This is a genomic window from Bartonella sp. B10834G3, assembly GCF_016102505.1.
Lineage (GTDB): Bacteria > Pseudomonadota > Alphaproteobacteria > Rhizobiales > Rhizobiaceae > Bartonella > Bartonella choladocola.
In genome coordinates this window covers 129,015-152,916 of the sequence record NZ_JACFOM010000004.1, presented here as the reverse complement: position 1 = coordinate 152,916, position 23,902 = coordinate 129,015, and the positions used below count along the sequence as shown (strand labels likewise).

General features: G+C 46.4%; 16 protein-coding genes. 6 read left to right on the top strand and 10 right to left on the bottom strand.

The genetic code is table 11. The features are described from left to right. Window positions 1-152 precede the first annotated feature (152 nt). From lldD to H3S94_RS10885, 3 genes are all read right to left on the bottom strand, one after another. Entirely contained in the window at window positions 153-1,289 is a 1,137-nt protein-coding gene (lldD, locus tag H3S94_RS10895) for an FMN-dependent L-lactate dehydrogenase LldD (protein WP_198231625.1), read from the bottom strand. A 248-nt stretch (window positions 1,290-1,537) separates the two neighbouring features. After that, complete coding sequence (locus tag H3S94_RS10890; protein ID WP_198231624.1) at window positions 1,538-3,181, bottom strand: lactate permease LctP family transporter; 1,644 nt, start codon at window positions 3,179-3,181, stop codon at window positions 1,538-1,540. Window positions 3,182-3,897: 716 nt separating this feature from the next. Beyond that, entirely contained in the window at window positions 3,898-4,752 is an 855-nt protein-coding gene (locus tag H3S94_RS10885; RefSeq protein ID WP_198241065.1) for a siderophore-interacting protein, read from the bottom strand. Between the two features lie 103 nt (window positions 4,753-4,855). Here H3S94_RS10885 and H3S94_RS10880 point away from each other — a divergent pair, with 103 nt between their 5' ends. Further along, complete coding sequence (locus tag H3S94_RS10880) at window positions 4,856-4,999, top strand: hypothetical protein (RefSeq protein WP_198241063.1); 144 nt, start codon at window positions 4,856-4,858, stop codon at window positions 4,997-4,999. Window positions 5,000-5,251: 252 nt separating this feature from the next. Here H3S94_RS10880 and H3S94_RS10875 read toward each other — a convergent pair whose 3' ends face one another. The 4 genes from H3S94_RS10875 to H3S94_RS10860 all read right to left on the bottom strand — a co-directional run bounded on the left by H3S94_RS10875 (window position 5,252) and on the right by H3S94_RS10860 (window position 12,527). Continuing rightward, window positions 5,252-7,054 carry an ABC transporter ATP-binding protein gene (locus H3S94_RS10875; protein ID WP_198241061.1) on the bottom strand — a complete coding sequence of 601 codons (1,803 nt, stop codon included), beginning with the start codon at window positions 7,052-7,054 and terminating at the stop codon, window positions 5,252-5,254. Then, window positions 7,051-8,925: an ABC transporter ATP-binding protein gene (locus H3S94_RS10870; protein WP_198241059.1), complete on the bottom strand. Its 1,875-nt coding sequence runs from the start codon at window positions 8,923-8,925 to the stop codon at window positions 7,051-7,053. The genes H3S94_RS10875 and H3S94_RS10870 overlap by 4 nt, the downstream gene beginning before the upstream one ends. 538 nt (window positions 8,926-9,463) lie before the next feature. Further along, complete coding sequence (locus H3S94_RS10865) at window positions 9,464-11,587, bottom strand: TonB-dependent copper receptor (RefSeq protein ID WP_246786483.1); 2,124 nt, start codon at window positions 11,585-11,587, stop codon at window positions 9,464-9,466. 496 nt (window positions 11,588-12,083) lie between these two features. Then, entirely contained in the window at window positions 12,084-12,527 is a 444-nt protein-coding gene (locus H3S94_RS10860; RefSeq protein ID WP_198241056.1) for a hypothetical protein, read from the bottom strand. Between the two features lie 501 nt (window positions 12,528-13,028). Between H3S94_RS10860 and H3S94_RS10855 the strand changes: the two genes are divergently transcribed. After that, window positions 13,029-13,796, top strand: a complete 768-nt coding sequence (locus tag H3S94_RS10855; protein WP_198241054.1) for a dihydrofolate reductase family protein — start codon at window positions 13,029-13,031, stop codon at window positions 13,794-13,796. 226 nt (window positions 13,797-14,022) lie between these two features. Here H3S94_RS10855 and H3S94_RS10850 read toward each other — a convergent pair whose 3' ends face one another. From H3S94_RS10850 to H3S94_RS10840, 3 genes are all read right to left on the bottom strand, one after another. Next, on the bottom strand, window positions 14,023-14,853 hold the full coding sequence (locus tag H3S94_RS10850) for an SDR family oxidoreductase (protein ID WP_198231616.1): 831 nt from the start codon (window positions 14,851-14,853) through the stop codon (window positions 14,023-14,025). 337 nt (window positions 14,854-15,190) lie between these two features. Next, window positions 15,191-16,087 carry a LysR family transcriptional regulator gene (locus H3S94_RS10845; RefSeq protein WP_198231615.1) on the bottom strand — a complete coding sequence of 299 codons (897 nt, stop codon included), beginning with the start codon at window positions 16,085-16,087 and terminating at the stop codon, window positions 15,191-15,193. A gap of 436 nt (window positions 16,088-16,523) precedes the next feature. Beyond that, complete coding sequence (locus H3S94_RS10840; RefSeq protein ID WP_198231614.1) at window positions 16,524-17,180, bottom strand: GntR family transcriptional regulator; 657 nt, start codon at window positions 17,178-17,180, stop codon at window positions 16,524-16,526. Window positions 17,181-17,410: 230 nt separating this feature from the next. Between H3S94_RS10840 and H3S94_RS10835 the strand changes: the two genes are divergently transcribed. The 4 genes from H3S94_RS10835 to H3S94_RS10820 all read left to right on the top strand — a co-directional run bounded on the left by H3S94_RS10835 (window position 17,411) and on the right by H3S94_RS10820 (window position 23,666). After that, entirely contained in the window at window positions 17,411-18,172 is a 762-nt protein-coding gene (locus H3S94_RS10835; protein WP_198231613.1) for a LamB/YcsF family protein, read from the top strand. Window positions 18,173-18,189: 17 nt separating this feature from the next. Further along, on the top strand, window positions 18,190-20,076 hold the full coding sequence (gene pxpB / locus H3S94_RS10830) for a 5-oxoprolinase subunit PxpB (protein WP_198231612.1): 1,887 nt from the start codon (window positions 18,190-18,192) through the stop codon (window positions 20,074-20,076). A gap of 116 nt (window positions 20,077-20,192) precedes the next feature. Further along, a complete protein-coding gene (locus tag H3S94_RS10825; RefSeq protein ID WP_198231611.1) occupies window positions 20,193-21,941 on the top strand; it encodes a biotin carboxylase N-terminal domain-containing protein in 1,749 nt (582 codons plus the stop codon). A 663-nt stretch (window positions 21,942-22,604) separates the two neighbouring features. Next, window positions 22,605-23,666: a P1 family peptidase gene (locus tag H3S94_RS10820; RefSeq protein ID WP_369805257.1), complete on the top strand. Its 1,062-nt coding sequence runs from the start codon at window positions 22,605-22,607 to the stop codon at window positions 23,664-23,666. The last annotated feature ends 236 nt before the right edge of the window (window positions 23,667-23,902 follow it).

The following is a 23,902-nucleotide window of genomic DNA, read 5'->3' as shown; positions in this document are numbered from 1 at the left end:
ATTGGGACTGCGCGATGGTGTCACCATTCGGGCAGTCCTTTTTTCAAAAACAATTTTCAACAAAGAAAAAAGAGATTTATGAGGTTTTGATACATTCATCAAAAAATCGGCTATGTCGAGATTTATGCAGTCTTAAATCTCGACACAGTTTTTCAGTCTTTGACGAGCATATCCGCATTGATGTCGGTTATTTTCTTGGCTCCGGTCAGCGTCATGGCAACACGCATTTCCTGAGCTATAAGATCAAGCATATTGGCAACGCCCTTTTCGCCATCGGTCGCCAATGCGTAAGCAAAGGCACGGCCAAGCATAACCGTATCGGCTCCAAGAGCAATCATGCGCACAACATCAAGGCCTGAGCGCACACCGCCGTCAACGAGAACTTTGAGATCGGGTTTCAAGACTTCCGCAATTTTTGGCAATGCCCTGACGGTAGAAGGCACGCCATCAAGCTGGCGCCCGCCATGGTTGGAAACAATAACCCCATCTGCTCCGAAACGCACAGCATCGCGGGCATCTTCAACGTCGAGAATGCCTTTGATAAGCATTGGTCCTTTCCAGAATTCACGAATCCATTCAAGATCTTTCCAGCTTATCGACGGGTCGAAATTGGCGCCAAGCCAACCGATATAATCTTCCAGATTGGTCGGTTTTCCGCGATAGGTGGAAATATTGCCAAGGTCGTGCGGCCGTCCCATGACGCCGACATCATAAGCCCAGGCAGGATGAAGAACGGCTTGTGTGTACTGGCGCAATTTCGCAAACGGGCCAGACATGCCGGAATGGCGGTCGCGATAACGGGCACCGGGAACCGGCATATCGACAGTGAAAACCAGCGTTTTGATTCCTTGTGCGACAGCACGTTCAAGAACATTTTTCATGAAACCACGGTCTTTGAGAACATAAAGCTGGAACCAGATCGGGTTTGGAACTTGTGATTGGACTTCTTCAATCGGGCAGACAGAAACAGTCGAAAGTGTAAAGGGAATGCCGCGTGATTGGGCGGCCTTTGCAGCCTGAACTTCACCTCGGCGCGCATACATGCCGGTAAGCCCCACCGGTGAAAGTGCCACCGGCATTTTCATCTTTTCGCCGAAAAGCTCGGTTTCAAGACTAAGTTCCGACATATTTTTCAAAATGCGTTGGCGAAGCGCAATATCGGAAAGATCGGTTGTGTTGCGTTGCAGGGTACGCTCTGCATAAGCCCCGCCATCAATATAATGGAAAAGAAATGGAGGAAGTTTGCGCCGCGCACCTTCGCGATAATCCGAGATAGAAGATATAATCATTTCGTTACCCGTCTTGGTTGTGTTATGGCTCGAATGCCGGAGCCAATTCGGCAAAGAGATGAATAAAAATTTTATCCTTTGAAAATGTTGATATTAACATTGTGTGTTGTTCGGGGGGCGTAATAAAATTCACCTGTTACGCGCCCCCCGAAAAACCGCGTGATCTTCCCGTTTTATTTCTATGTTTCAAAAAGACTTTCAGTATTTCCGATATTAACAAGAAATAGTAACGGGAAGTAAAATCAATATTACGGGATCATCCACGAAAGAACATATCCCTGAAGCGTTGTCATAATACCGGCAATGGCACAAAGCCCCAGCGAATATTTGACGGTGTAGCGGAAGAGGTCGGATTCTTTCCCGACAAGTCCCACAGCCGCACAGGCAATTGCAATCGACTGCGGCGAAATCATTTTGCCGGTAACCCCGCCTGTACTGTTGACTGCAACAAGCAGAATATCGGAAACGCCGATCTGGTGGGCTGTGGTTGCTTGCAAAGCACCGAACAGAGCATTGGAAGACGTATCCGAACCGGTCACAAAAACACCAAGCCATCCGAGAAATGGCGAAAAGAACGTAAAACTTTTGCCCGTGTGGGACAAAGCCAGTGCCAAAGTGGAAGAAAGCCCCGAATAATTGGCAATGAAAGCAAAAGCAAGAACAATGCCGATCGAATAAATCGGAAGGGCAAGTTCTTTCAGCGTCATGCCGAAAACGCCAATGGCACGAGCAGGGCGCATTTTCAAAACAAAAGTACTGACGATTGCGGCAAGGATAATCGCAGTTCCCGTAGCGGAAAACCAGTCGAATTTATAAACGGCGCTGATTTTGGCATCTGTTGCAACAATGGGCGCTGTTTTGACAATGATATTATTGAGGAATGATACGTCGAAACTCAACACCCAGCTTTCCAAGGCGCCGCCTTTGGCAAAAAGTTTTTTGAAAGGCGCAATGCTCCAAACCATAACAAAAATGGTCAATATGATAAAAGGCGACCATGCTTTGATAATTTCTCCCATTGAATAATGGGGAACATCTTCTTTGGGGGCAGCTTCGTTTTCGTCAAAACGGAAAATGCGTTTTGGCTGCCAGAAACGCAAGAACAGCGGCAAAACAACGAGTGTGGCAATAGCGGCTGTAATATCAGGCAATTCCGGCCCGAAATAATTGGAAGTCAGGAATTGGACAATCGCAAATGTGCCGCCACCGACAAGCACAGCAGGCCAGGTTTCACGGACGCCACGCCAGCCATCCATGATAACGACAAGCATGAAGGGAACAAACACCGAAAGAAAAGGCAATTGGCGCCCTGCCATCTGGCTTAATAAAAACGGGTCGAGATTTGAAACCTGTCCGGCAACAATAATCGGAATGCCCATAGCGCCGAAGGCAACCGGAGCGGTATTGGCAATAAGACAAAGACCGGCTGCATAAAGCGGGCGAAAGCCCAATCCGGCAAGGAGCGCCGCAGTAATGGCAACCGGTGCACCGAAACCGGCAGCACCTTCAAGAAAAGCGCCGAAAGCAAACCCCACCAGAATGAGTTGCAAGCGCTGGTCTTCGGTAATCCCTAGAATGGAATGACGAACAATGTTGAAGTCACCGGTGACAACCGAAATTTTATAAAGAAACACTGCTCCAACAATTATCCATGCGATTGGCCAAAGACCGTAGAAAAAGCCATAAATCGCAGAAGAAACCGCCGGTCCTATCGGCATACCATAGACAAAAACGGCAATCAGGAATGACAGGATAACAGTGATTGTACCAGCCACATGCCCTTTCATACGAAGAAGAGTCAAAGCCAGAAAAAAGAAAATAATCGGTATTGCGGCAATTAATGCCGAAAGCCAAATATTTCCAATCGGAATATAATTCTGCATCCACGTCATTGTTTTGTCCTCCCAATACGTGCGCGATAAATGTTGTCTGGTAAATAATAAGGCTGAATAAAACTAAAACGTCAATTTATTTAAGTTTAAATTTTTCGTATATGAACCGGAAATGTTTTTTTATTGGAAAATATGTAAATTTTTATTGTAAAAATTGTAAAAATGGACGTTTTTTTAAGAGCAAATCCGTTTTTTAAGACATTTGGCAATCGTGTTCCATGATTTTTTGCGGCTATACGCTTAAGCTTCTACAAAACAGGTGGATAGGTATTGGTTTTCCGTGTGCCGCAAAGCGGATAAACACGGTTTTCCTATTAAAGCGGCAATTTTTTGAATAAAGCCCCAATTTTTGAATAAAATGCCGATCTAACAAAGAAGTGTGGTCTCGAAGAGAAGTTGACTCTTAAAAAGGGATAAAGGCCGGTTTTGACGAGTGCTGTTTTTTTCACCTTTATAGCGGAAAAGGGGAAAAGGAAAATCTGACTTCTTTCACTTCTTTGACAGTCGAAAAAGGCCGGGCATTTTTTAAAAAAGGGCGACACCACTTGTTAGAGCCAGTATGTCACCCATACCGGCTTTTCTTTCACTTATATTTTTCACTGGTCACTGGTTACGTGTCAGGTATTTATCACGGCTCGCCAGTCAGGTATTCATCACCGTTCAGGGGCGAAGGGAATCTCGTAGATATTGATGTTCTGTTTTGGCCTTTCCAGCTATCAAGCCGGAATGTCGAATTCATCAAAATCTTTTTCGGTTTTTCCCTGTGCAATAAGTTCGTTATAATATTTGCCGCGAATTTTTTCTATTTCCGTGCTGGCAAGCCCAAGACGCCAATATCCGATGGCTTTGATATTCTGCTTTTTCACATTGCAGTTCACCATAAAGTGTTTCCTGATTGCACGGGCTTCTTCCCGTTCACAGGCAATCCAGATATGGCAATTTTCGGCATCGGTCATCTTTTCAGCCGAATGAACAAGAAAACCGGTTTGCCCCGGATGTTCTTTTTCCTTTCTGACATAGCTATGTATGTCTACCCCCTTTATATCGGGGAGTTCACCGGCTGCTTCTGCCGTGGCGGATTCGATATAGATTTCGGCTTCGGTGTTTTCCGGCCAATGGGAAAGAATGGAAAAAACGGCTGGAATGGCGGTTTCATCGGCAAAGAGCTTCAGTTTTTTATTTTTATATTCTTCTGTTGAAAATTGCGGGCGCGGACCAATCAGATAAGCATGCGCACCGGCTTTCAAAGTTTGAAGCCAGTTGATAGCGGGGCTTTCCCCTTCATGTTTGACAAAATCGACTTCGATTTCATGTGTCGCGGGATCAAAAGAACGGATTGTATAAATCCGGTAAACCTTGCGGCCTTGTCCGGTTTCGCCAATCTCGAAGCGTACGGCAACATTTGCCTGTTGCCATTCAATCGGGTTCGTCGGGTTGATTGTTCCGGTCAAGCGGACGAGATGGGGAAAAGGTTCATAAATCCGGTTGACCGTGAGTTCGAGACGCTCCATCCCGTCCATGTGGTTTTCCGGCGTTAGTTCAGCCGCATTCCTGTTTTCTGTTTTTTCCATCTCTTAAGCTCCCGTGCCGATTGTTTTTTTGTCATAAAATATAGATGAATAAAAATGAATGTAATAGTCAAGTTTTAATAAACCGGTATTGAAGGAAATATTCATGTCTGTCAATCAGGTTTTCATGTCGTTTACCGGCTTGATGGAAGTTTGCCAAAATGAACGGTCCTTTCATTGGAAGACCGGTAAGACAAAAAATGCCAAGTGCCTTCAAATTGCGCCTGTTGGCGGACAAGGTGACGATTAATTTTCCCACAAAAAGCGTGCCTTCAATTTTCCCATAGAGAGCATATTATCGCAATCTTTCCGGCAAAGAGCGTGCTGTCCCATTCTTTCCGGCAAAGACTGTGCTGCCCGTATTCTTTCGCTCAAAGAGCGCGCTGTCGCATTTGGCAAGTCTTGGGGACAAAGCTTGAAGACCAGCTTTTCCAGCCCAAAAAAGCTTGAAAGTTCAAGCTTGATTGGCGGCTGGTGACCCTGCTTTTTGTTCACCTTCGGTTTAATTCAGAATGGCTGCGGTTGGAGGGAATACGCCACGCGCTTTATTCTGGTTATTCCATAATTTTTGATAGAGGCCATCGGCTTTCACCAATGTATCATGGGTTCCTTCTTCGACGATTTTCCCGTTTTTCAGAACGATGATATGGTCTGCCCGACGAATGCTGTTCAGCCGGTGGGCAATGACCACGACCGTGCGGGTTCTGGTTAATGCATTCATGGCGCGTTGGATTTCTGCTTCCGCCGACGGGTCAAGACTTGCGGTTGCCTCGTCAAGAAGCAATATCGGGGCGTTTTTCAAAAAAGCGCGGGCAATGGATATGCGCTGCTGTTCGCCCCCTGAAAGCGAGCTTCCATGCTCGTCAAGCACTGTGTCATAACCTTCCGGCAATGCCATAATGAATTGATGGGCTTCGGCTTGCTTTGCCGCTTCGATGATTTCTTCGCGGCTCGCATCTTCCTTGCCGATTTTGATATTGTCATAAACCGTTCCCGAAAAGAGAAGCACATCCTGAAACACCATGCCGATCAAACGATGAAGATTTTCCGTCCCTATGTCTTTGAGGTCGATATTGCCAATCGTGATTTTACCTTCCGTTCTTTCCCAAAGACGGGCGATAAGGTGGACAAAACTTGTCTTTCCGGCACCGCTCGGCCCAACTATTGCCGTTAATTCCTGCGGCCTGATAACACATAAAATATCATCAAGGACTTTATGTCCGGCCATTTTTGTGTTGCCCGTCTCGTCTTTGTTATTTGTTTCTTTTTTATCATAGCTGAAACCCACATGGTCGAAACGGATTTCATAGTTTTCCGGCATTTCCGGATGTTGCGGCTCTGTTAGTGTCGGTTCATGAAGCAGCGCTTCAATGCGCATGAGTGAACGGTTTGCCAGACGCAACATCAACATTGCCTGACCGACTTCATATAACTGGCGGTAGGCGGGCAATGCAATGATAAGGAAAATCAACAATTGAGCGACTGTGAGCTTGTCATTTGCCAACCAATAAATGCCGAAAATAACCAGACTGATATAGCTCATTTCCAGAACAAAACCGAAGCATGACAGGAAAGGCGAGGTTCTTGTTTCGGCGTGGAACCAGGCATTGCGCTGGTCGTCGAGGATTTTTACAAGTCTTTTCCAGCTATTGCCGAAACGCCCGAAGCTGCGGATAACAGTGATACTTTGCACATATTCAAGCAAAGCCGATTGCACGGCACTATTGGCTTTTGCAAGTTTCAAACCGGCGCTTTTTCCCATAGCGAGCGTCCATAACAAGGCAAGCAAAGTCAAAGGAAAGCCGCAAAGCATGACAATTGCCAGACGAAAGTCGACAAAGAAAAGAAAAATAGTCAGGAAAACCGGCATTGAAAAACCGGCAACAAATGGCTGGATAAAATGCGACCACATATGTTCGACAAAAGTAATATCGGAAGTCAGTCTTCCTGCAAGGTCGCCGCTTCTTTGTTTGTTGAACCAACCCATGGGGAGTTTGCGCAAATGTTCTGCCACATTAAGGCGTGCCTCGCCCATCATTGTGAAAGCACCATTATATATTTTCGGTGCGCCTATCGCGCTTGCACCGATGCGCAACAAAAAGCTCAAAACCATGCCGCCCCCGAAGAAAATAGCGGCTTTGATTGTCAACTCTTTGGCAAAGGCCTGTGTCAACATCATAAAAAGGAAGACAAAGGGAAGAGCTGCAAAAAAACCTTCGACAATCGTCCATAAAATGCCGTGAACGAGTTGTTTGTCGCGCGTTTTCGACAGCCGGAAACCGGACGTTAAAATATCGATTATCATGACTGCCCGCCTTTTTCTGCCAAATTATCCTGTTTTTTTGAAAGGGTTTTGTTGTCTTGCCCGTTGGTGTCGGTTTTTTCTTCGGCTTCTCCTGCCTCTTCTCCGAGCGACCACTCTCCTGCCGAAAGCTGGTCTTGCCATAAAATCCGGTAGGTCTGGCAGTTTTTCAAAAGCTCTTCATGACGGCCTTCGCCCGCTAGCCTGCCATGATCCATCACAATAATCTTGTCGGCAGAAACGAGATTTTGCAAATGATGGCCGACAATGAGAACCGTGCGATTTTTATAAAGTGTTTCGAGTGCCTCATGGATGAGGTTTTCATTTTCCGGATCAAGACTTGAAGTCGGTTCATCAAGGAGCAGGATTGGCGCATTTTTCAAAAAAGCGCGGGCAATCGAAAGCCTTTGGCGTTCGCCACCGGAAAGTTGCGAGCCGCGTTCCTGAAGGAGCGTATCATAACCTTGCGGCAGGGCTTCGATAAAACCGTCTGCTTTGGCAAGGCGGCAGGCCTCTTTAAGTTCTTCATCACTCGCATCGGGTTTTGCAATGCGCAAATTATCGGCAACCGTTCCATAAAGGAGAACAACATCCTGAAAAACAATGCTCGTCTTGTCGAGAAGGTCATCAAGCCGCCAGTCGCGCACATCAAGGCCACCTATGGTTAAATGCCCATGGTCGAATTCATAAAGTCGCGCAACGAGTTTCAGAAGTGTACTTTTGCCCGAACCGCTTGGCCCCACCAATGCCGTAACCTTATCGGCTTTTGCGCTAAAACTGACATGGTCGATCGCCAGTCTTTTGCCGTAACTATAAGAGACATCGTCAAAAACAATTTCATACGGGCCTTCAGGTGTTTTGCTATTGTGATTTTCGATAAGCGGTTTTGCGGTCAAAACTTCATTGATATGATCCATCGCTTCGATATGGTTCATTTTCTCATGAAGTGCCCCTGAAAGGGTCAACAAAGGTTCAAGCACCAGTGGCGAAAGAAGCAAAAATAACACAAAAGTAGCCGCGTCAAGTGAACTGTTCACATAGAATATGGCTCCGATCGGGGCGACCAAAACAAGATTGCCGCGCAGTAAAATAGCAAATGTCATAAACGAGCGCGTTACTCTGGCAGCAAAACTATGCGCCCAGTCCACCGCATTATGGATTGTCTTTGAAAGATTGCCAAAAGAACGCGTATCGAGACCGAAACTTTTGATAACATGTACACCACGGATAAATTCGCTGATCTCGCCTGAAATTTTTTGCTGCAAACCGATCCATTCACGCATGTCATCACCCATGCCGCGTGTCATCCACCATTGGGCAAAAAAGGCAATCGGCAAGGGGATCAAAACAATAATGGCAAGCCGCCAATCGGCAAAAAACAACAGGATAAGCGCCGAGAGTGATACAATAGGAGCAGAACTCAGATTTGGTAAAATATGGGCATAAAGGCTTTCGAGACTGTCAATATCATCATAAAGCGTGCGCCTGAGTTTTCCCGAAGACTGGCTTGCAAAAAACGACAGTGGAACCTCGCCCAGTTTTTGCGCTGCTCTTTTTCTGAGTGTGAAGAGAATGGTGAAGGCCCCTTTATGGGCAAGCATGTCACTTAAAGATACGAATATCCATCTAAGCAAAACAAGGCCGGTTGCAACACCTGCAAGATACCAGATTCTAGTCGTGTTCACCGTCGGTTTCAAAAGCTCGCCGGCAATAAGCGAAATCACATAGAAGGGCGCAATGCTCAAAGCCGCAGCGATAATGGCCGTGATGATGGCGGATCCTGTAAAAAAACGCGAATAGCGTAAAAGCCCCAGAAAAGTGGCAGGCTTTTCACTTTCATAAAATGTCGAATTCATGGATGGTTGTTGGCTCATCACAGCTACCGCAAAAATTGTTAAAAATCGACTATGACTTATTTTTGATAATTTTGGTATAGTTTTATTTGTTTTACCCATGAAAAACTTTTCTTATCCGTTTTATTGCCAGCGATTTCTCATGGATAATTTCAGTGTTCCATGCGGAAAACCGGTCTTCTAACAGGATAATTTTTATAAAAAAAACGCGATAAATTTTATGAAGTTTCCATCAGGCTTTTCAAACCTGTATCACAATCAATCGCAAATATTAGACCAGAATTATTCTTGTTATCCATTTTCTGGAAGTCGAAAAAAATTTTGCATGAGAAAGCTTCAAGGAACTGGCAGAAAGGTCGCAGACTATAAATCGGCGTTCTCGACCGTTAAAAAGGTTTTGTGTCAAGCTTGCAACGTTAGTTGACGGTTTTGATACCCGTGGCACTCAATTCCGCTGTTTTGATGAGGCATAATTTTTAAAAAAATTATGCCTCGAAACATAAGCTTAAACATAATAGGCAAAGTTTGCTATTATTTGTCTTAACTCTACAAATGGATTTCAGAACTTGAAATCGGCTTTTGCCCAGAAGGTGCGCCCCGGTTCTCGCACTTGATAATGGGCGGGAAAACCGAAACCGGCGTCGCCATCACGGTTCAGATGTTCAAAATAATCCTTGTTGAAGAGATTATCGACGCCGCCGGTCAAAGCCACATTTTTTGAAATCTTGTAGCTGCCATTCAAAGAAAAAACACCGAAACCTCTACTTTTATCAAAGTCTTTCCCCACAACGTTGCCTTTGTTTTCGGCAATGCGCGGTTGATCGGCAACAAGCCTTAAAAGGCCGCCAATGCTCCATTTTTCTTTTTGATAGGTGAGGCCGAGCCTTCCCTCCAAGGGTGGAATTTGCGGCAAAGCTTCATTGTCTGTGGTGTTTTTCCCCCACGAATAGGCAAGGCTTGAATCAAACTTCCAGACATTGAAGAACATATGGGAAAGTCCCAACTCGCCCCCCATAATGGTGGCATCGACATTCGATGCTTTTGACTGCCCGCTTGAATAGTCGAAGAGAATATAGTCATCAATCCGGCCGACATAGGCGGAAGCCCAGATATTGCTATTTTCCCCATTATATTGCGCACCGAAATCAAGCTGGGTGGTTTTTTCGGGCTTTATGCCGTCAAATGCATTGAGGGAGTTAGCGTCGGATTGTTTGGGGGAAAACAGTTCCCAATAATCGGGGAAACGCTCGGCATGGCCAAGCCCGATATAGGTTGTGAGCGGTATTTGATCGAGGTCGCGCTCATAACGGAGAAAACCGCTTGGCAATGTTCTGTCACGCTTGTCGCCATCTGTCGGACTTGTGCTTCTCTCATCTTTGGCAGAAGCCCGATCAAGTCTGCCGCCAAAAACAAGGCGTTGATTTTCGGCAAAGGTCCATGTCGCTTCGCTAAACAGTCCGTAATCGAAAAATACCGCATCCTTATCCCAACCGTTAATGCTTATCATATTGCGGCTTTTTCTTTTGCGGTGGGTGTTGGTTTGGAGATCAACACCGCTCACGAGTGATAAATCGCCTAAATCCCAATTGGTGGTAAAGTGGCCGCCCATTGTGCGCCGGTCAAGGCGCGATTCCATCGGCATGGACGACATATCCATCGTGCCACCAGCACCCCCCATACCGCCCATTCCGCCCATGCTTCCCATACCGCCCATTCCACCCATGCCGGTCATCGGATTTCCGCCTCCGCTCATGGCATTTCCCGTCATATGGTTCATATCCATGGCCCCCATAGCCGACATATGCCCCATATGACCGGTTCCCGTTTTGCCTGTGCTGGTGATACCGGTTGGCAGTGGGGAAGCGCTGGCGGCAAGGTGGCGCAAACGGAAATTATCCATAATGTGATCGGCATAGTTATAGTAGAATTGCGCGTCGACCTTGGTAAGCTTGTCATTGATATTTTCTTTGATGAATTTGGCACCAAGCGATTCCCGCTTGAATTGGCTGCCATCCATGGCGCGGCCTGCATAACGGGCTTCACCATCACCGCCGCCGCTCGAAAGCTCGAACAATGTATTTTCGTCTGGCGTCAGCCCCAAAAACATATCGCCATTCCATTTATCCCATTTTGAGGGAACACTATTGCCATCGCCATCATGATAATCATGGGAAAGTGCTTTATTGCCGATAATCCGGACATAGCCGGGGCGTGCCCCGACAGTGCCATCAAGGCGGGATTCAAAACGGCTATTGGAACCGATAACAATACTGGAATCGCCTTTGACGGTCGGTTTTTCAAAATGTTGCGGGTCGCGTTCAAACAAAATTGTTGCCGCCGAACCGGTGGGGCCATAGCGCACGGTTTGAGGCCCCTTCACAACCGTCAGCCGGTCATAGCTTTCAGGCGAGATATAGGATGTCGGATTATCCATCCGTCCCGGACAAGCGCCCATAATCGTGCTGCCATCATTGACAATATTAAGACGCGAGCCGAATTGGCCGCGAAAAACGGGGTCGCCATTGGTGCCGCCATTGCGAATGGTTGCAAAACCGGGAATGGTTTTGAGGTAATCGGCACCGTCCGAAGCGGGAATAGGTTGGCGTGGGGCTTTCGGATTGGTAACAACAGTGACCGGTGAAGACATAGCAGCCGATGTAACGATAACCGGTTTGAGAACCATGTTTCCTTGGTCCTCGGCCTTTGCTGCCTCTTTTTGTGCAGGACTTGTTGTCGGGTTTTGAAGTGGCGTTATCGTGCTCTTCTCATTATTTGCAACCGTTTCGGCTTTTGCGCCCGTCGGCATTAGGATGAGCAGGGTGGAAAGAGTAGCAATTGCACCAATCACGGCAGACGATGATTTTAGTGCGTTCGAGCGTGCACTAAACCGCCTATCGGTTTGAAAGAGAGAATCCATTTTTTAAAATCCATAGAGAAAAAGTGGATTGAAACTTTGTCAGGCATGGAAAACAAACGGGAATTGCCATGGATGGCATTCTCCGAGCCCCGTTTTTTGTGAGGCCATAAACCATGCGTTTTGACGGTGAAAAAAACAGGCTGACCAAGTTTTATAATCACAATTGAAAACTTAAAAAAAATAGCAGCAAACATTTGCGCCACGTCGTTAAAAAGACGGCGCCATTTTTTTAAAAATTCGATGTGATGATATGTTGAACCTGTCAGCTTATGAGTGACAATGGCGGTGAACGCGGCGAGGCGTTGGACTTTACAAAAAACGTGCCGAAGGTTACCGCATCATAGGGCAGTAAAATCTCGACGAGAAAGAGGTTATGTTCGCCGATTTCAACACTATCGGGCGGGGTGAGCATTGATGCGCCGATGCGGCAGGCGTGACACGCACCCAATTCATGACATGAATTGTCATTATGGTGTTTTTTGCTTAATTTTTGCGGTTTTGAAGTTGCGTTTTTTGAGCAAATGTCGCTATCGGAAACCATATGCGAATGGTTCTGCCGAACGCTTTCATGATGGTGAGACGAGTTGCTTGCAAAGCTGTTTGGTAAAACCGGAAAATTGCGATTATGGGCAAAGGCGAGGTTGAGCAGTGCGAAAATGCACAACACCCTGATAACCACGGAAAATGGTTTGCTCGTCCCGACCATTTCTAAAAAACTTTCCCTTTTAAGGAAACTATTCTCCAGTTCGGTTTTTTTTGCAAGATAGACCAAAACAACCAACAGGAATTTTTAAAAAAATCGGCAAAGAAGCGGGGAATAGAAGACCATCGGGAAGTTCGGTAAGGAGGCGGTCAGAGGGGAAATCACACAACGAACGGGAAAGGGAAGCGAGTGTCATAAAAAGGGGAGGGAGGGTGAAGAAAAAGGAAGGTTAAGCAATTCTGAGAAAGAGAGAGGCTTGTCCCACGGATTCAAAGCTTATGTGCTTTTTTCCCCATATATCCGTACGTTTTATTTTCGCGAGTTTTTTAAAAGAACGTGTTTCAGGTAAAGCCCGCTCCTTTATTAATGAATTTTTCTAATAGGCTTTGTGAAAAGAGGCCGGTTTATGAGCGGGCTTCAAGCGTTTATAGATCAAGAAGACATTTCAAAGAGCCTTTGCTTATCTCGTTGCTCTTTCATGATTTTATTGTTCAAGGAGAAATCATGCGCCCTTTTATAATTTGTCATATGATGACATCAATTGACGGAAAAATCGTGGAAGATCATTGGACTGCGCCTTATGACGGGACAAAAAATGATGAGACGACCATTTCCTATTATGACCTTAGCGACAGTTTCAATTGCGACGCGGAAATGCTGGGGCGGGTTACCGTTCAAAGGCATTTTGTAAAGCAGGAATTTAATGACCCAAATCCTGTAAGAGTGATTGACCCGCAACCTTTTATCGGTAAGCGCGAAACAAAACGGTTATGCATTGTTGTGGATCGCCATGGGCGCATCAAATATGAAGGCGACAAAATTTGCGGCGAAAACATTATTGTTGTTTTGGGCAAAAAAATATCGCAAGCCTATCTGGAACATCTTCGTAGCTTGGAAATTTCCTATGTCTTTGCCGGTGAAGATGGAAATGATCTTGTGGAAGCCATGGAAAGTCTTGGGCGTTTCTTCAATATGAAGCGCATTGTTTTGCAAGGTGGCGGCACGATTAACGGAGCATTTCTGGAAAACGGGCTTATTAATGAATTGAGTGTGATGATCTATCCCGGTATTGACGGGCGCAAAGCTGCACCATCCTTATTTGATTGGTCACCTCGCACGGATAATAGCGGAACGGGAAAAACGGTTTTGGTGACAGGAAATCCGGCTGCCGGCCAGTCACTCGAATTGCTGGAGGTAAAAAATGCCGGTCAGGGTGTTATTGCACTGCGCTATAAAATACACCGTGAGAAAATCGGGAATAATAAGCGTTAAAAGCAATAGATCGGGCTTTCGGCGACGTATTTAACAGTTGCCGATGAAAAAACGCAATCATTTAGCCGTTAGAGCATGAAGGAACAGAGTCGATAATTTTGCCGAACGCAATTGATCTTCTGGTTAAAAATTTTTCTTTTGACTAAAACGCATCTTCTGAATGAACCCATAGCACTTTAATATTCGGCTTTGACGGAGATTTAAGAAAAGGGTTGTTTCATCTCTTTTAAAAGTCGGTTGAAGCGGCAAGTTGTTCCTGCCCTTTGAAGTCTTCAAGCCGTTTTTCCAGAACTTCGATGGTGGTTTTTAAAGCACCTGAACCGAGCACCATGCGTAATGGTGCGGGCGTTATATCGACACTTTCGATAATGCGGGCAGCCATACGTTCGGGATCACCTGCGGCCAAACCGTTTTTCCGATCAAGCATTTTCTGGAAAGCGTGGGCAGGCGTGTTGTCATAAGCTTTTATAGGCTTAGCAATTTTTGCGCTTTTATAGCGGAATTCGGTTCTTGCCCCACCGGGTTCGACAATCGTCACGCCAATATTGAATGGCGCCATTTCTTGTGAAAGCGAGTCACAAAATCCTTCTATGCCCCATTTCGTCGCGTGATAAAGCGAATTTCCGGCAAAAGCAACTTCACCACCATAGGAAGAAATCTGGATGATGCGCCCATGTTGTTTTTTCCTCATAACGGGCAAGAAGGCGCGGATAAAGTCGATCGAGCCGGTGAGATTGGTTGCGATAATGTCGTCAATTTCTTCATCCGCCAATTCTTCGGCAGCTCCGAACAATCCATATCCGGCATTGCTGACAATCACATCAATTGTTGAAAACAATTCTTCGGCTTTTTGCCCAAGTTGTTTCACGGCTTTCCGATCTCTCATATCGACAATTTCGACATGAAAATTATCAGGATAGCGGTTAACCAGCTCTTCGACAGGTCGAGTTTTGCGCACAGTTCCCAATACGTTATCGCCGCGGCTTAAAACCTGTTTGACCATTTCATAGCCGAAACCGCTTGAAACGCCGGTTATTACCCAGTTGCGTTTGACCATCTTTTGAAACCCTTTGACAAAATGCACATTCAAATTTGCACAATCCTGATCGACAATGCGTGGTTGCTTATTATGAGCGAGATTAATCCGAAAAGCATGTCTTCTAAAAGAAGGCACGGCAGACTAGGCTTTATGCAAAATTTTCATAAAACAAGCTGATTTGCCAATGTTTATTGCCCGAAAAATTCTTCCAGGCGACAATGGGAGAATGAAAGGGTTAAGCAGTGAGAACAGAAAACTGTAATGAAACAAACCGGAATGGCAAATGGAACGCACCTTTTTAGAGGTCTTATCGGAAAATGAAATTTAAAATGCGCGGGGGCGCGCGCACGCACTCTTATAAAGCCTTATAGCGCAAACAATCGATAACCAGTTGAAAAGCGGCGGTATGTTGGCGTCGTGTCGGATAATAGAGATAATATCCCGGAAAAGGCGGACAATAATTTTCAAGAATGCGTTTAAGCCGCCCTTTTGCTACCCGTTCCACCACAGCATCTTCGGTTGTGTAGGCAATACCGAAACCGGCTTCGGCAGCGTCCAATGCCTGATCGATTGTGTTGAAGCTCAATTGCCCATCGACCCTTATTTTGCATTCATGGCTATTTTCTTCAAATTCCCACACGTAAAAACCGCCGGATGTCGGCAATCGCAGATTGATGCACTGATGCTCAAGAAGATCGCGCGGCGTTTCAGGAACGGAATGGGTTTCAAGATAGTGTGGTGAAGCGACAGCCGCCATGCGGAGATCCGGCCCGATTTTGAGCGCGATCATATCTTTCTCGACCTGTTCACCAAGCCGCACACCGGCATCGAAACGCTCGGCCACAATGTCGGTCAAAGCGTAATCAATTGAAATTTCAAGGTGAATATCAGGATATTTTGCAAGAAGCGGGCAAAGCTTCGGCCATAAAATGGCTTTTGCCGCATAATCGGGCGCAGTTATGCGGATTGTGCCGGATGGGTGGTCGATTGTTTCACAAAGGTTTTTAAGCTCGCTTTCCATCGCCACAAGATGGGGCGTGTAAAGTTCCAAAAGCCGTTCGCCAATATTGGTCGGCGCAACCGAACGTGTGGTGCGGCGCAACAATTGTAAATGCAGGCGATCTTCCAGATTTTTTATCGAATGGCTCAAAGCCGATTGTGATATGTTGAGCTTGCGGGCGGCCTTGGTAAAGCTTTTTTCCTCGGCAACAACCATAAAGGCCATAAGATCGGCGATATTTTCTCGAAGCATAGGCACGCCCTTTGTCATTATGATAAAACAAGTCTAGCATGAGTAACAAAATGGGCTAGCCTGTTTTAATAAAAGCAACATCTATATTTGCCTTGAAGCCGTTCGGGAAGCTCTATTGAACAGTTTGAATAAGCCATAATATATAAAGAACAAAGGCAAAATTGAAGCGAAAACCATTGGCACATTATCCGGCAATAAGAGGCGATAGTTTACAAAGGAACATGACATATAGTTTTTGTGTCATGAACGGTATCAACAGATCAACCGCCAACTGTTCATGAAAATAGCCGGCATTTCCTGTAAAAACACGGTAGAAAATACCGGTGTGGGGCAAACAATGTAAAATGCCGGCGGGATATACGACGTGAAATAACACGCTGAAATACACGACGCACGAAATAAGAAAAAGATAACGACAGACCGGAGAAGCGAGGCGTTATTTTTGCAGTGCCGTATAAGCTCTCATAATCATCCTTTCGGATTGTTTCAGATAGACTTTGAGGAGGCGCGCTGCTTTCTTCGGCTTTTCTTTTTTTAAGCTTTCGACAATATTGCGATTCATGACGACAAAAGGCTGATGAAGCGAGCGCAAGTCGGTCACAAGGCCGAAGATTAATCTGAGTTCGATTGTGAGTTCGACAAAAAGCCGGTCAAGACGCGGGCTATTTCCAAGGCTTACCAGTAATTGATGAAATTCCATATCGGCTGTGCCGACATCCTGCCATTTCTTTTCCTCGCAAAATTGTTCCGATTTTTCCACCACCCGTTCCATCAAGCTGATAGAGGGATGAGGGAAATGCACGTTGCGCACCGCCCCCACTTCGATAATACGGCGCGCATTATAGACATCGACAATCGTATTGAAGTCGGGAACCGCCACAAAAACACCGCGATTGGCACGATATTCGACAAGCCCGTTTTTGGTCAGTATCCGGAATGCTTCACGTAATGTATTGCGTGAGACCGACAGTTTTTTTGTAAGCGTTGCTTCGCTCAAATGCTCGCCCGGATAATACTGGCCATTGATAATACCCGTTTCAATCGCTTTGACAGTCTGGTCAGCAAGCGATATTTCATCTTTGCTGGTTTTCATAATCCTTCCCACCCCTCGATTTTCAAGCGAGTGCAAGCGCTCGCGCAAAGTCTTGAATTGAAATGCATGAAACCGGATAGCAGAACCGCAATCCTCCCGCTTCACCATCCTCCGAATATATTTACAAGTTTATTTGAGAAAGAACATGATTGCAATGTCTAACAATCAAAGTTAGATTGTTCAACAATATAAAATAAACAAGAATCTATATTCGGCAAAGGGAGGGTAGAATGAAATCTATTGATTTGAACAGCGACCTTGGTGAAAGTTTCGGCCCCTGGAAAATGGGGGAAGACAGCGAAATGCTTTCCATTGTAACCAGTGCCAATGTTGCTTGCGGTTTTCATGCCGGTGATCCGGCGGGAATCTTGCGAACACTTGAGGCAGCAAAGAAGAATAATGTGCGCGTCGGTGCCCATATCGGCTATCGTGATCTTGTGGGCTTCGGCCGCCGCAATATGGACCCGACCGATAGCGAATTGACGGGCGACGCCATTTATCAGATCGGAGCGCTTATGGGGCTTGCCAAAGCGGCAGGAACCAAAGTTGTCTATGTCAAGCCCCATGGCGCACTCTATAATACGATTGCCCATGATATGCGCCAGGCAAAAGCCGTTATCAATGCGATCAAGGCGGTCGAGCCGTCACTGGTATTGATGGCATTGGCGGGGTCAGCTCTTATTCCTTTTGCCCGTGAAGCCGGACTTGTTGTGGTGGCAGAAGCTTTTGCCGACCGCGCCTATAATAGTGATGGTACACTTCTATCCCGCCGCGAAAAAGGTGCGGTACTGAGTGACCCCGCTATTGTCGCCGAACGTATGGTGAAATTTGTCGAGACTGGGAAAATTACCGCGATTGATGGCAAAGAGATTACCCTTGATGCACAGTCAATTTGCCTCCATGGCGACAGTCCGAGTGCGGTATTGATGGCCAAAGCTGTCAAATCCGGTCTTGAAAAAGCCGGTGTTTCCTTAAAGCCGTTTGTTGATTGAGGGAGTGTCTTTTTCCCATGCGCTTTCTTGGTGTCAATAATTCGGCCTTTCTGATCGAGCTTGCCGATCTTGAAGAAACATTGGCTTTGTTTGACCGCTTGCAGCAAGAAATCCGGCGCGGAGAGAAAAATCTGCAAGATCAAGAAAAGTTTCAGAGTCAGGACAATCTGCAAGCTATTGTCGAAATTATTCCGGCAGCGCGAACTTTGCTTGTCACTTTTGATCCCCTGCTTGCCGATGAGACCACGTTGGAAACAAAAATTGCGGGATTGAAACTTGAAAAAGGGCAGCAAAAAAGCGGCAAACTTGTCGAAATACCGGTTGTCTATGACGGGGAAGATCTCGAAGACGTTGCCACTCTTTTAAAAATTGACCGTGAAGAGGTTATCCGTCGTCATACGGAAAGTCATTATCAGGTTGCTTTTTGCGGTTTTGCTCCCGGTTTTGCCTATTTGACGGGCGGTGATCCACTTTTTAATGTTCCAAGACGCGCGTCACCACGAAAATCTATTCCTGCCGGTTCTGTAGCACTTGCTGGGAAATTCGGTGGTGTCTATCCGCAACCAAGCCCCGGTGGCTGGCAATTGATCGGGCGGACAGATGTTAAAATGTTTGATCTCGACCGCGACCCGCCTTCACTTCTGAAACCCGGTGACAGAGTGCATTTTGTCGATGTGACGAAAGATTATTCGGCTCGTTCCAATGGGACGACAAGCTTTTCCTTTTCCCCGAATGAAAAAGCCGGAAAATCAGTGCCGGATAGGTCGGGTAGCAAAGCTTTAAAGAACGGTGCTGCAACGAAAGCGATAGAGCAGAATGAAAAGGCCGGTTTGGCAAAAACGGGTGATGAAACCGAAGCGTCAGGAAGCGCGAAAGCAGCAGGCAATGGTAAAGCAGGCAGTCATGACAACGCCGGAATTTTTGTTCCTGAAAAGAGCTTAACGCCTGAAGAAGATGCGGTTTTCAAATTGCTAACAACATTGATGCCGGTTACGTTTCAGGATCGCGGGCGCTTGCTTCAATCCTCGCAAGGGCTTTCCCCTTCAGGGGCACTTGACCAGAAAGCAATGGCCAATGCCAACCGGCTTGTCGGCAATCCTCTTGAACAACCGGTGCTGGAATTTACCTATGGGAATGCGCGTATAAAAGCATTGCAGCCATCGGTTATTGCTTTTACCGGTGCTAACCTGCCAATTACCGTCAAATCGGCAAAAGGCACGGTTTTTGTTTTTGAAAAAAACACACCGCTTTCCATTGATGAAGGCGATGAAATCATTCTTGGACAACCATTGGCAGGCTTTCGCAGCTATATGGCTTTGCGCGGTGGTTTTAAAGTTGAACCGGTTTTAAAAAGTGCATCTTTTGACAGTCTTTCCAATTTGGGGCCAAAACCGCTATCAGCAGGTGACAACATCTTTATAGCCAATGATAGCCCTTTGCAGCCGGTTTTATTGTCGCTTGATGACCCTTACTTCTTGCCGGAAGCAGGCGATCAAGTGGTGCTTGATGTGGTTATGGGGCCGCGTACCGACTGGTTTACAGAGCATTCGATTGCGATGTTTCTTGAAAAACCGTGGCAAGTGACGGCAGCTTCCAACAGAATTGGCATAAGATTACAAAGTGATGCCCGTCTTGAGCGCTCGCGAAGCGATGAATTGCCAAGTGAGGGCACAGTAACGGGTGCAATAGAAGTACCAGCAAATGGCGAGCCGGTTTTGTTTTTGCGTGATCGGCCTGTTACCGGAGGTTATCCGGTCATTGCCAATCTTGTGGAAGATCAGGTCGACCTTGCGGCACAAATTCCGATAGGGGCTTTTATCAAGTTTCGCGCCGTCAAAAATTTTTATGACAGCGAGCAGAAAAGCTTGAAAAACGCTGCCGATAAAACTTCAAAAAAACCATGAAATCAAATGGAAATGGCAAGAACCGGAAAACATAAAGGCGAAAGGCCGTTTTTGGTAAGAAACAAGAGCGCAGGCTCGATCAAGAAAATGATAAATTTACAGTGTTGGGGACGTTCATGAAAAAAATACTGATTGCCAATCGCGGAGAAATTGCATTGCGCATTGTTCGTGCGGCACGCGATTACGGTGTTTTGTCGGTTGCAATTTATGCCGATATTGACAGTTCGGCGCCTTTTGTCAAAGAAGCCGACGAGGCTTATAGCCTCAACGGTAATCGGCCGGAAGAAACCTATCTTGATGGTAACAAAATTATTCAAATTGCCAAACGTTCGGGGGCTGATGCCATTCATCCGGGCTATGGCTTTTTGTCGGAAAGTGCCGAATTTGCCAAAGCGGTAATTGATGCCGGTCTCATCTGGATAGGACCCGATCCGGAAGTGATTGATCTTTTGGGCGACAAGCTCAAAGCCCGTGCAGTTGCAAAAGAGGTAGGTGCGCCTCTTGTTGCCGGTAGCAACGGTATGATTAGAAGTGGCAAGGATGTTGTCGCTTTTGCCGAAAAATATGGTTTTCCTGTTGCGATCAAGGCCGCGCATGGCGGCGGCGGGCGCGGCATGAAGGTTGTTTGGAAACGGGAAGAGGCTGAAGAGCTTTTCCGGTCGGCTGTCCGCGAAGCCGTTCAGGCTTTTGGCCGTGGCGAATGTTATGTGGAACAGTTTCTTGATCGTCCCCGCCATGTCGAAGCGCAGGTCATTGCCGACAAAATGGGGCATGTCGTGGTGCTTGGAACGCGTGATTGTTCATTGCAAAGGCGTAACCAGAAACTTGTCGAGGAAGCACCGGCACCGTTTATTTCCGAAGCGGTTGAAAAACGTTTGAGAGAAGCGGCTACAAATATTTGCCGCCATGTCAATTATAGCGGCGTCGGGACTGTCGAATTTCTGTTGGGGCGCAATGATGTTGTTTCCTTTCTCGAAGTCAATACGAGATTGCAGGTCGAGCATCCTGTGACAGAAGAAACAAGCGGGATTGATGTGGTGGTTGAACAATTCCGTATTGCCGAAGGTTTGCCTTTGACAATTGATAAAACGCCGTCACCTATCGGCCACGCCATCGAATTTCGCATCAATGCCGAGGATGTCGGACGCGGATTTTTGCCGTGTCCTGGAAAAATTACAAAGTTTTCGCCGCCGTCTGGCCCCGGTGTGCGGCTTGATAGCGGTGTGGTCGAAGGCGGTATTGTTGCCCCGCAATTTGACTCGATGATTGCAAAATTGATTATTACCGGAAGAACCCGCGAAGAAGCGTTAAAACGTGCCGCACGGGCTTTGCAAGAATTTGAAATTGAAGGGGTTGCAACGGTCTTGCCATTTGACCGGCTTGTTATTCAACATCCGGATTTTATTGGAGAAAACGGCTTTAAAGTTTATACACGCTGGATCGAAAACGATTTTGCCGAAAAACTGGCTATGGAAAAAAGAGCCGATAAAACTGAGCCGCAAATCGAGCGTTTCGATATTGAAATCGACGGAAAGCGGGTGGAACTCGGTTTGCCGTTCCGGTTTTTGAAATTGCTTGAAGGGGCGGGGAGTGCAGTCAATGGAGCACAAAATCCGCATTCCGAAGGCGGAGAAATCATGAAGGCCGATAAGGGCGCTGGTGATATTGCCGCACCAATTCCCGGAACGATCAAAGCTTGGCTTGTCGAGGACGGCAAAAAAGTCGAAGAAGGTTCGACTGTAGCCGTTATGGAAGCCATGAAAATGGAAACCGGTATCAAAGCCGAAACAAGCGGAACACTGGACATTATAAAACCGGCGGGCAGTATCACCAATGCCGGGGAAGTGATCGCCCGTATCCGATAGAAATCGGAAGCTTTAAAAATCGGCATCCGGAATTTAAAACCGTTTTTAAACCGGAGAAGCCAAGAACGGAAAACCTGCCGGTTTGGCACGTGAAACAAGCGTTCTGGAAGAGAGACCAGCCTATAGAAAGAGGCCGGTTTTCTTCAAGAATGTTAATTTTACAAGTTCAAGCAGTGTTGCGGATATTTTGACTGCCAATTCCCACCATGCTGTGTGTTTTGAGCCGTTCGTTAGAAGCCGGATGTCGTCAGAATATCGGGGGCTTTCCCTTAAGAGAGCAAAAAAAATTCCACGCCCGTAATGCTTTTATAGCCGTCAGCGCCTTTTGTAACAGCGTATTTTCCGATTTTGATCGGGCAATGACTGAAATAGCACGCGCCATGACTGCAAACTTGAGAAAAGATAATTGTTTCTGCCGATCATTCAAAATTTTCAAAGCGGGAGCCAGTCCCGGTTGCACCTATAGAGGATATTGATTATCTCGTAACTGATAAAAAGCCCGATATGATATCGGATGAAGTTTATAACAGTTTGGCGGCAAAGCACTTGTGTAGCTCTTGATCCTTGTCGCAAAAACCGCATTGTTGTTTCGGAGTTCTTCGCGAACATTGCCGTTTTGGAATTTTTCGGCAACAATGCAGGAAAGAGTTGGAAAGGTTACCCGTGTCACCTAAAAATGATTGTTCTAACCCTCTGCCGGAACATTATGTCACCCGTTATTATAAAAGTGGTCCGCTCAATGCGCTCACCGATGTTGCCGGTGTCAAAGTAGGCCATGTCACGATCAAGGAAGGGGATGCTATCCGCACCGGCGTCACAGCGATTGTTCCGCATTCCGACAATATTTTTAAAAACAGGATACCGGCCGGTTTCAGCGCATTTAACGGTTATGGAAAATTTGCAGGCTCTGTTCAGGTGGAAGAACTTGGCGAGCTTGAAACACCGATATTGCTCACCAATACACTTGCAACCGGTCGTGCGATTGAAGCACTGATCTATTACACTTTGCATGAAAAGGGCAATGAAAACGCAACTTCGATTAACGCTGTTGTCGGTGAAACCAATGATTCACGGCTGAATAATATACGGGCTTTGCGTCCGAGCTTTGATGAAATGCTCGAAGCTTTGAAAATTGCCCGCTCCGGCCGTTTTGAAGAAGGGGCGGTGGGAGCCGGTACCGGCACAGTGGCCTTCGGCCTTAAAGGTGGTATTGGCACGGCCTCGCGCCTCGTTAAAATGGGTGACAAAACCTATACAATCGGCATTCTCGTGCAGTCGAATTTTGGTGGGCATCTTGGAATTCTCGAAAAGAGCGACATAAATTATTCCGTACCGGGTGCTGATAAAGACGGGTCGATTATGATGATTGTTGCAACCGATGCGGCCCTCGATTCAAGACAATTGAAACGGCTTGCTAACCGGACATTCGGGGGGCTTGCCAAAAGCGGAGCGGCGTTGAGCAATGGCTCGGGCGATTTTGCCCTTGCTTTTTCTACGGCAAAAGAACTCCGCCATAGGGAAGAAGAATCGCACATGGTTGCTGTTCCCCATATTGACGACCGCGCCCTCTCGCCCATGTTCGAGGCGGTGATAGAAGCAACAGAAGAAAGCATTTTACGGTCTTTATGGATGGCTGAAGATATGTCGGGCGTTAATGCTGCAACCATGAAACCGTCGCATTTTATCTCGCTTGCCACACTTATCAACAATGCCGCAACAAGCTGATTTTTAAAGGAAAATAGGAAGCCCTCAAGCAATTTATATGCCAGTTTTAAAAGTTTTTGAAAAAAACACTTGAACGACAAGCACGATTTAGTGAATAAAACCGGCTTTGACGGTTTTAAAAAAAGGTAAAGCAGGAATGCGCCCGCAAAATATATATTCGGCGGCATTTTTAATCGTGAGCGATCTTTTCTTGTGCCATGGCGGCCAAGAAAGCAAGATTCTGGTGATTGTATCAT

What these genes read in the sequence shown, in the direction of transcription:
- lldD (WP_198231625.1), bottom strand. Translation starts at nt 1,289, where the DNA reads ATGATTATATCTTCTATCTCGGATTATCGCGAAGGTGCGCGGCGCAAA.
- H3S94_RS10890 (WP_198231624.1), bottom strand. Translation starts at nt 3,181, where the DNA reads ATGACGTGGATGCAGAATTATATTCCGATTGGAAATATTTGGCTTTCG.
- H3S94_RS10885 (WP_198241065.1), bottom strand. Translation starts at nt 4,752, where the DNA reads ATGGAAAAAACAGAAAACAGGAATGCGGCTGAACTAACGCCGGAAAAC.
- H3S94_RS10880 (WP_198241063.1), top strand. Translation starts at nt 4,856, where the DNA reads ATGTCTGTCAATCAGGTTTTCATGTCGTTTACCGGCTTGATGGAAGTT.
- H3S94_RS10875 (WP_198241061.1), bottom strand. Translation starts at nt 7,054, where the DNA reads ATGATAATCGATATTTTAACGTCCGGTTTCCGGCTGTCGAAAACGCGC.
- H3S94_RS10870 (WP_198241059.1), bottom strand. Translation starts at nt 8,925, where the DNA reads ATGAGCCAACAACCATCCATGAATTCGACATTTTATGAAAGTGAAAAG.
- H3S94_RS10865 (WP_246786483.1), bottom strand. Translation starts at nt 11,587, where the DNA reads ATGGTTCTCAAACCGGTTATCGTTACATCGGCTGCTATGTCTTCACCG.
- H3S94_RS10860 (WP_198241056.1), bottom strand. Translation starts at nt 12,527, where the DNA reads ATGGTCGGGACGAGCAAACCATTTTCCGTGGTTATCAGGGTGTTGTGC.
- H3S94_RS10855 (WP_198241054.1), top strand. Translation starts at nt 13,029, where the DNA reads ATGCGCCCTTTTATAATTTGTCATATGATGACATCAATTGACGGAAAA.
- H3S94_RS10850 (WP_198231616.1), bottom strand. Translation starts at nt 14,853, where the DNA reads ATGGTCAAACGCAACTGGGTAATAACCGGCGTTTCAAGCGGTTTCGGC.
- H3S94_RS10845 (WP_198231615.1), bottom strand. Translation starts at nt 16,087, where the DNA reads ATGCTTCGAGAAAATATCGCCGATCTTATGGCCTTTATGGTTGTTGCC.
- H3S94_RS10840 (WP_198231614.1), bottom strand. Translation starts at nt 17,180, where the DNA reads ATGAAAACCAGCAAAGATGAAATATCGCTTGCTGACCAGACTGTCAAA.
- H3S94_RS10835 (WP_198231613.1), top strand. Translation starts at nt 17,411, where the DNA reads ATGAAATCTATTGATTTGAACAGCGACCTTGGTGAAAGTTTCGGCCCC.
- pxpB (WP_198231612.1), top strand. Translation starts at nt 18,190, where the DNA reads ATGCGCTTTCTTGGTGTCAATAATTCGGCCTTTCTGATCGAGCTTGCC.
- H3S94_RS10825 (WP_198231611.1), top strand. Translation starts at nt 20,193, where the DNA reads ATGAAAAAAATACTGATTGCCAATCGCGGAGAAATTGCATTGCGCATT.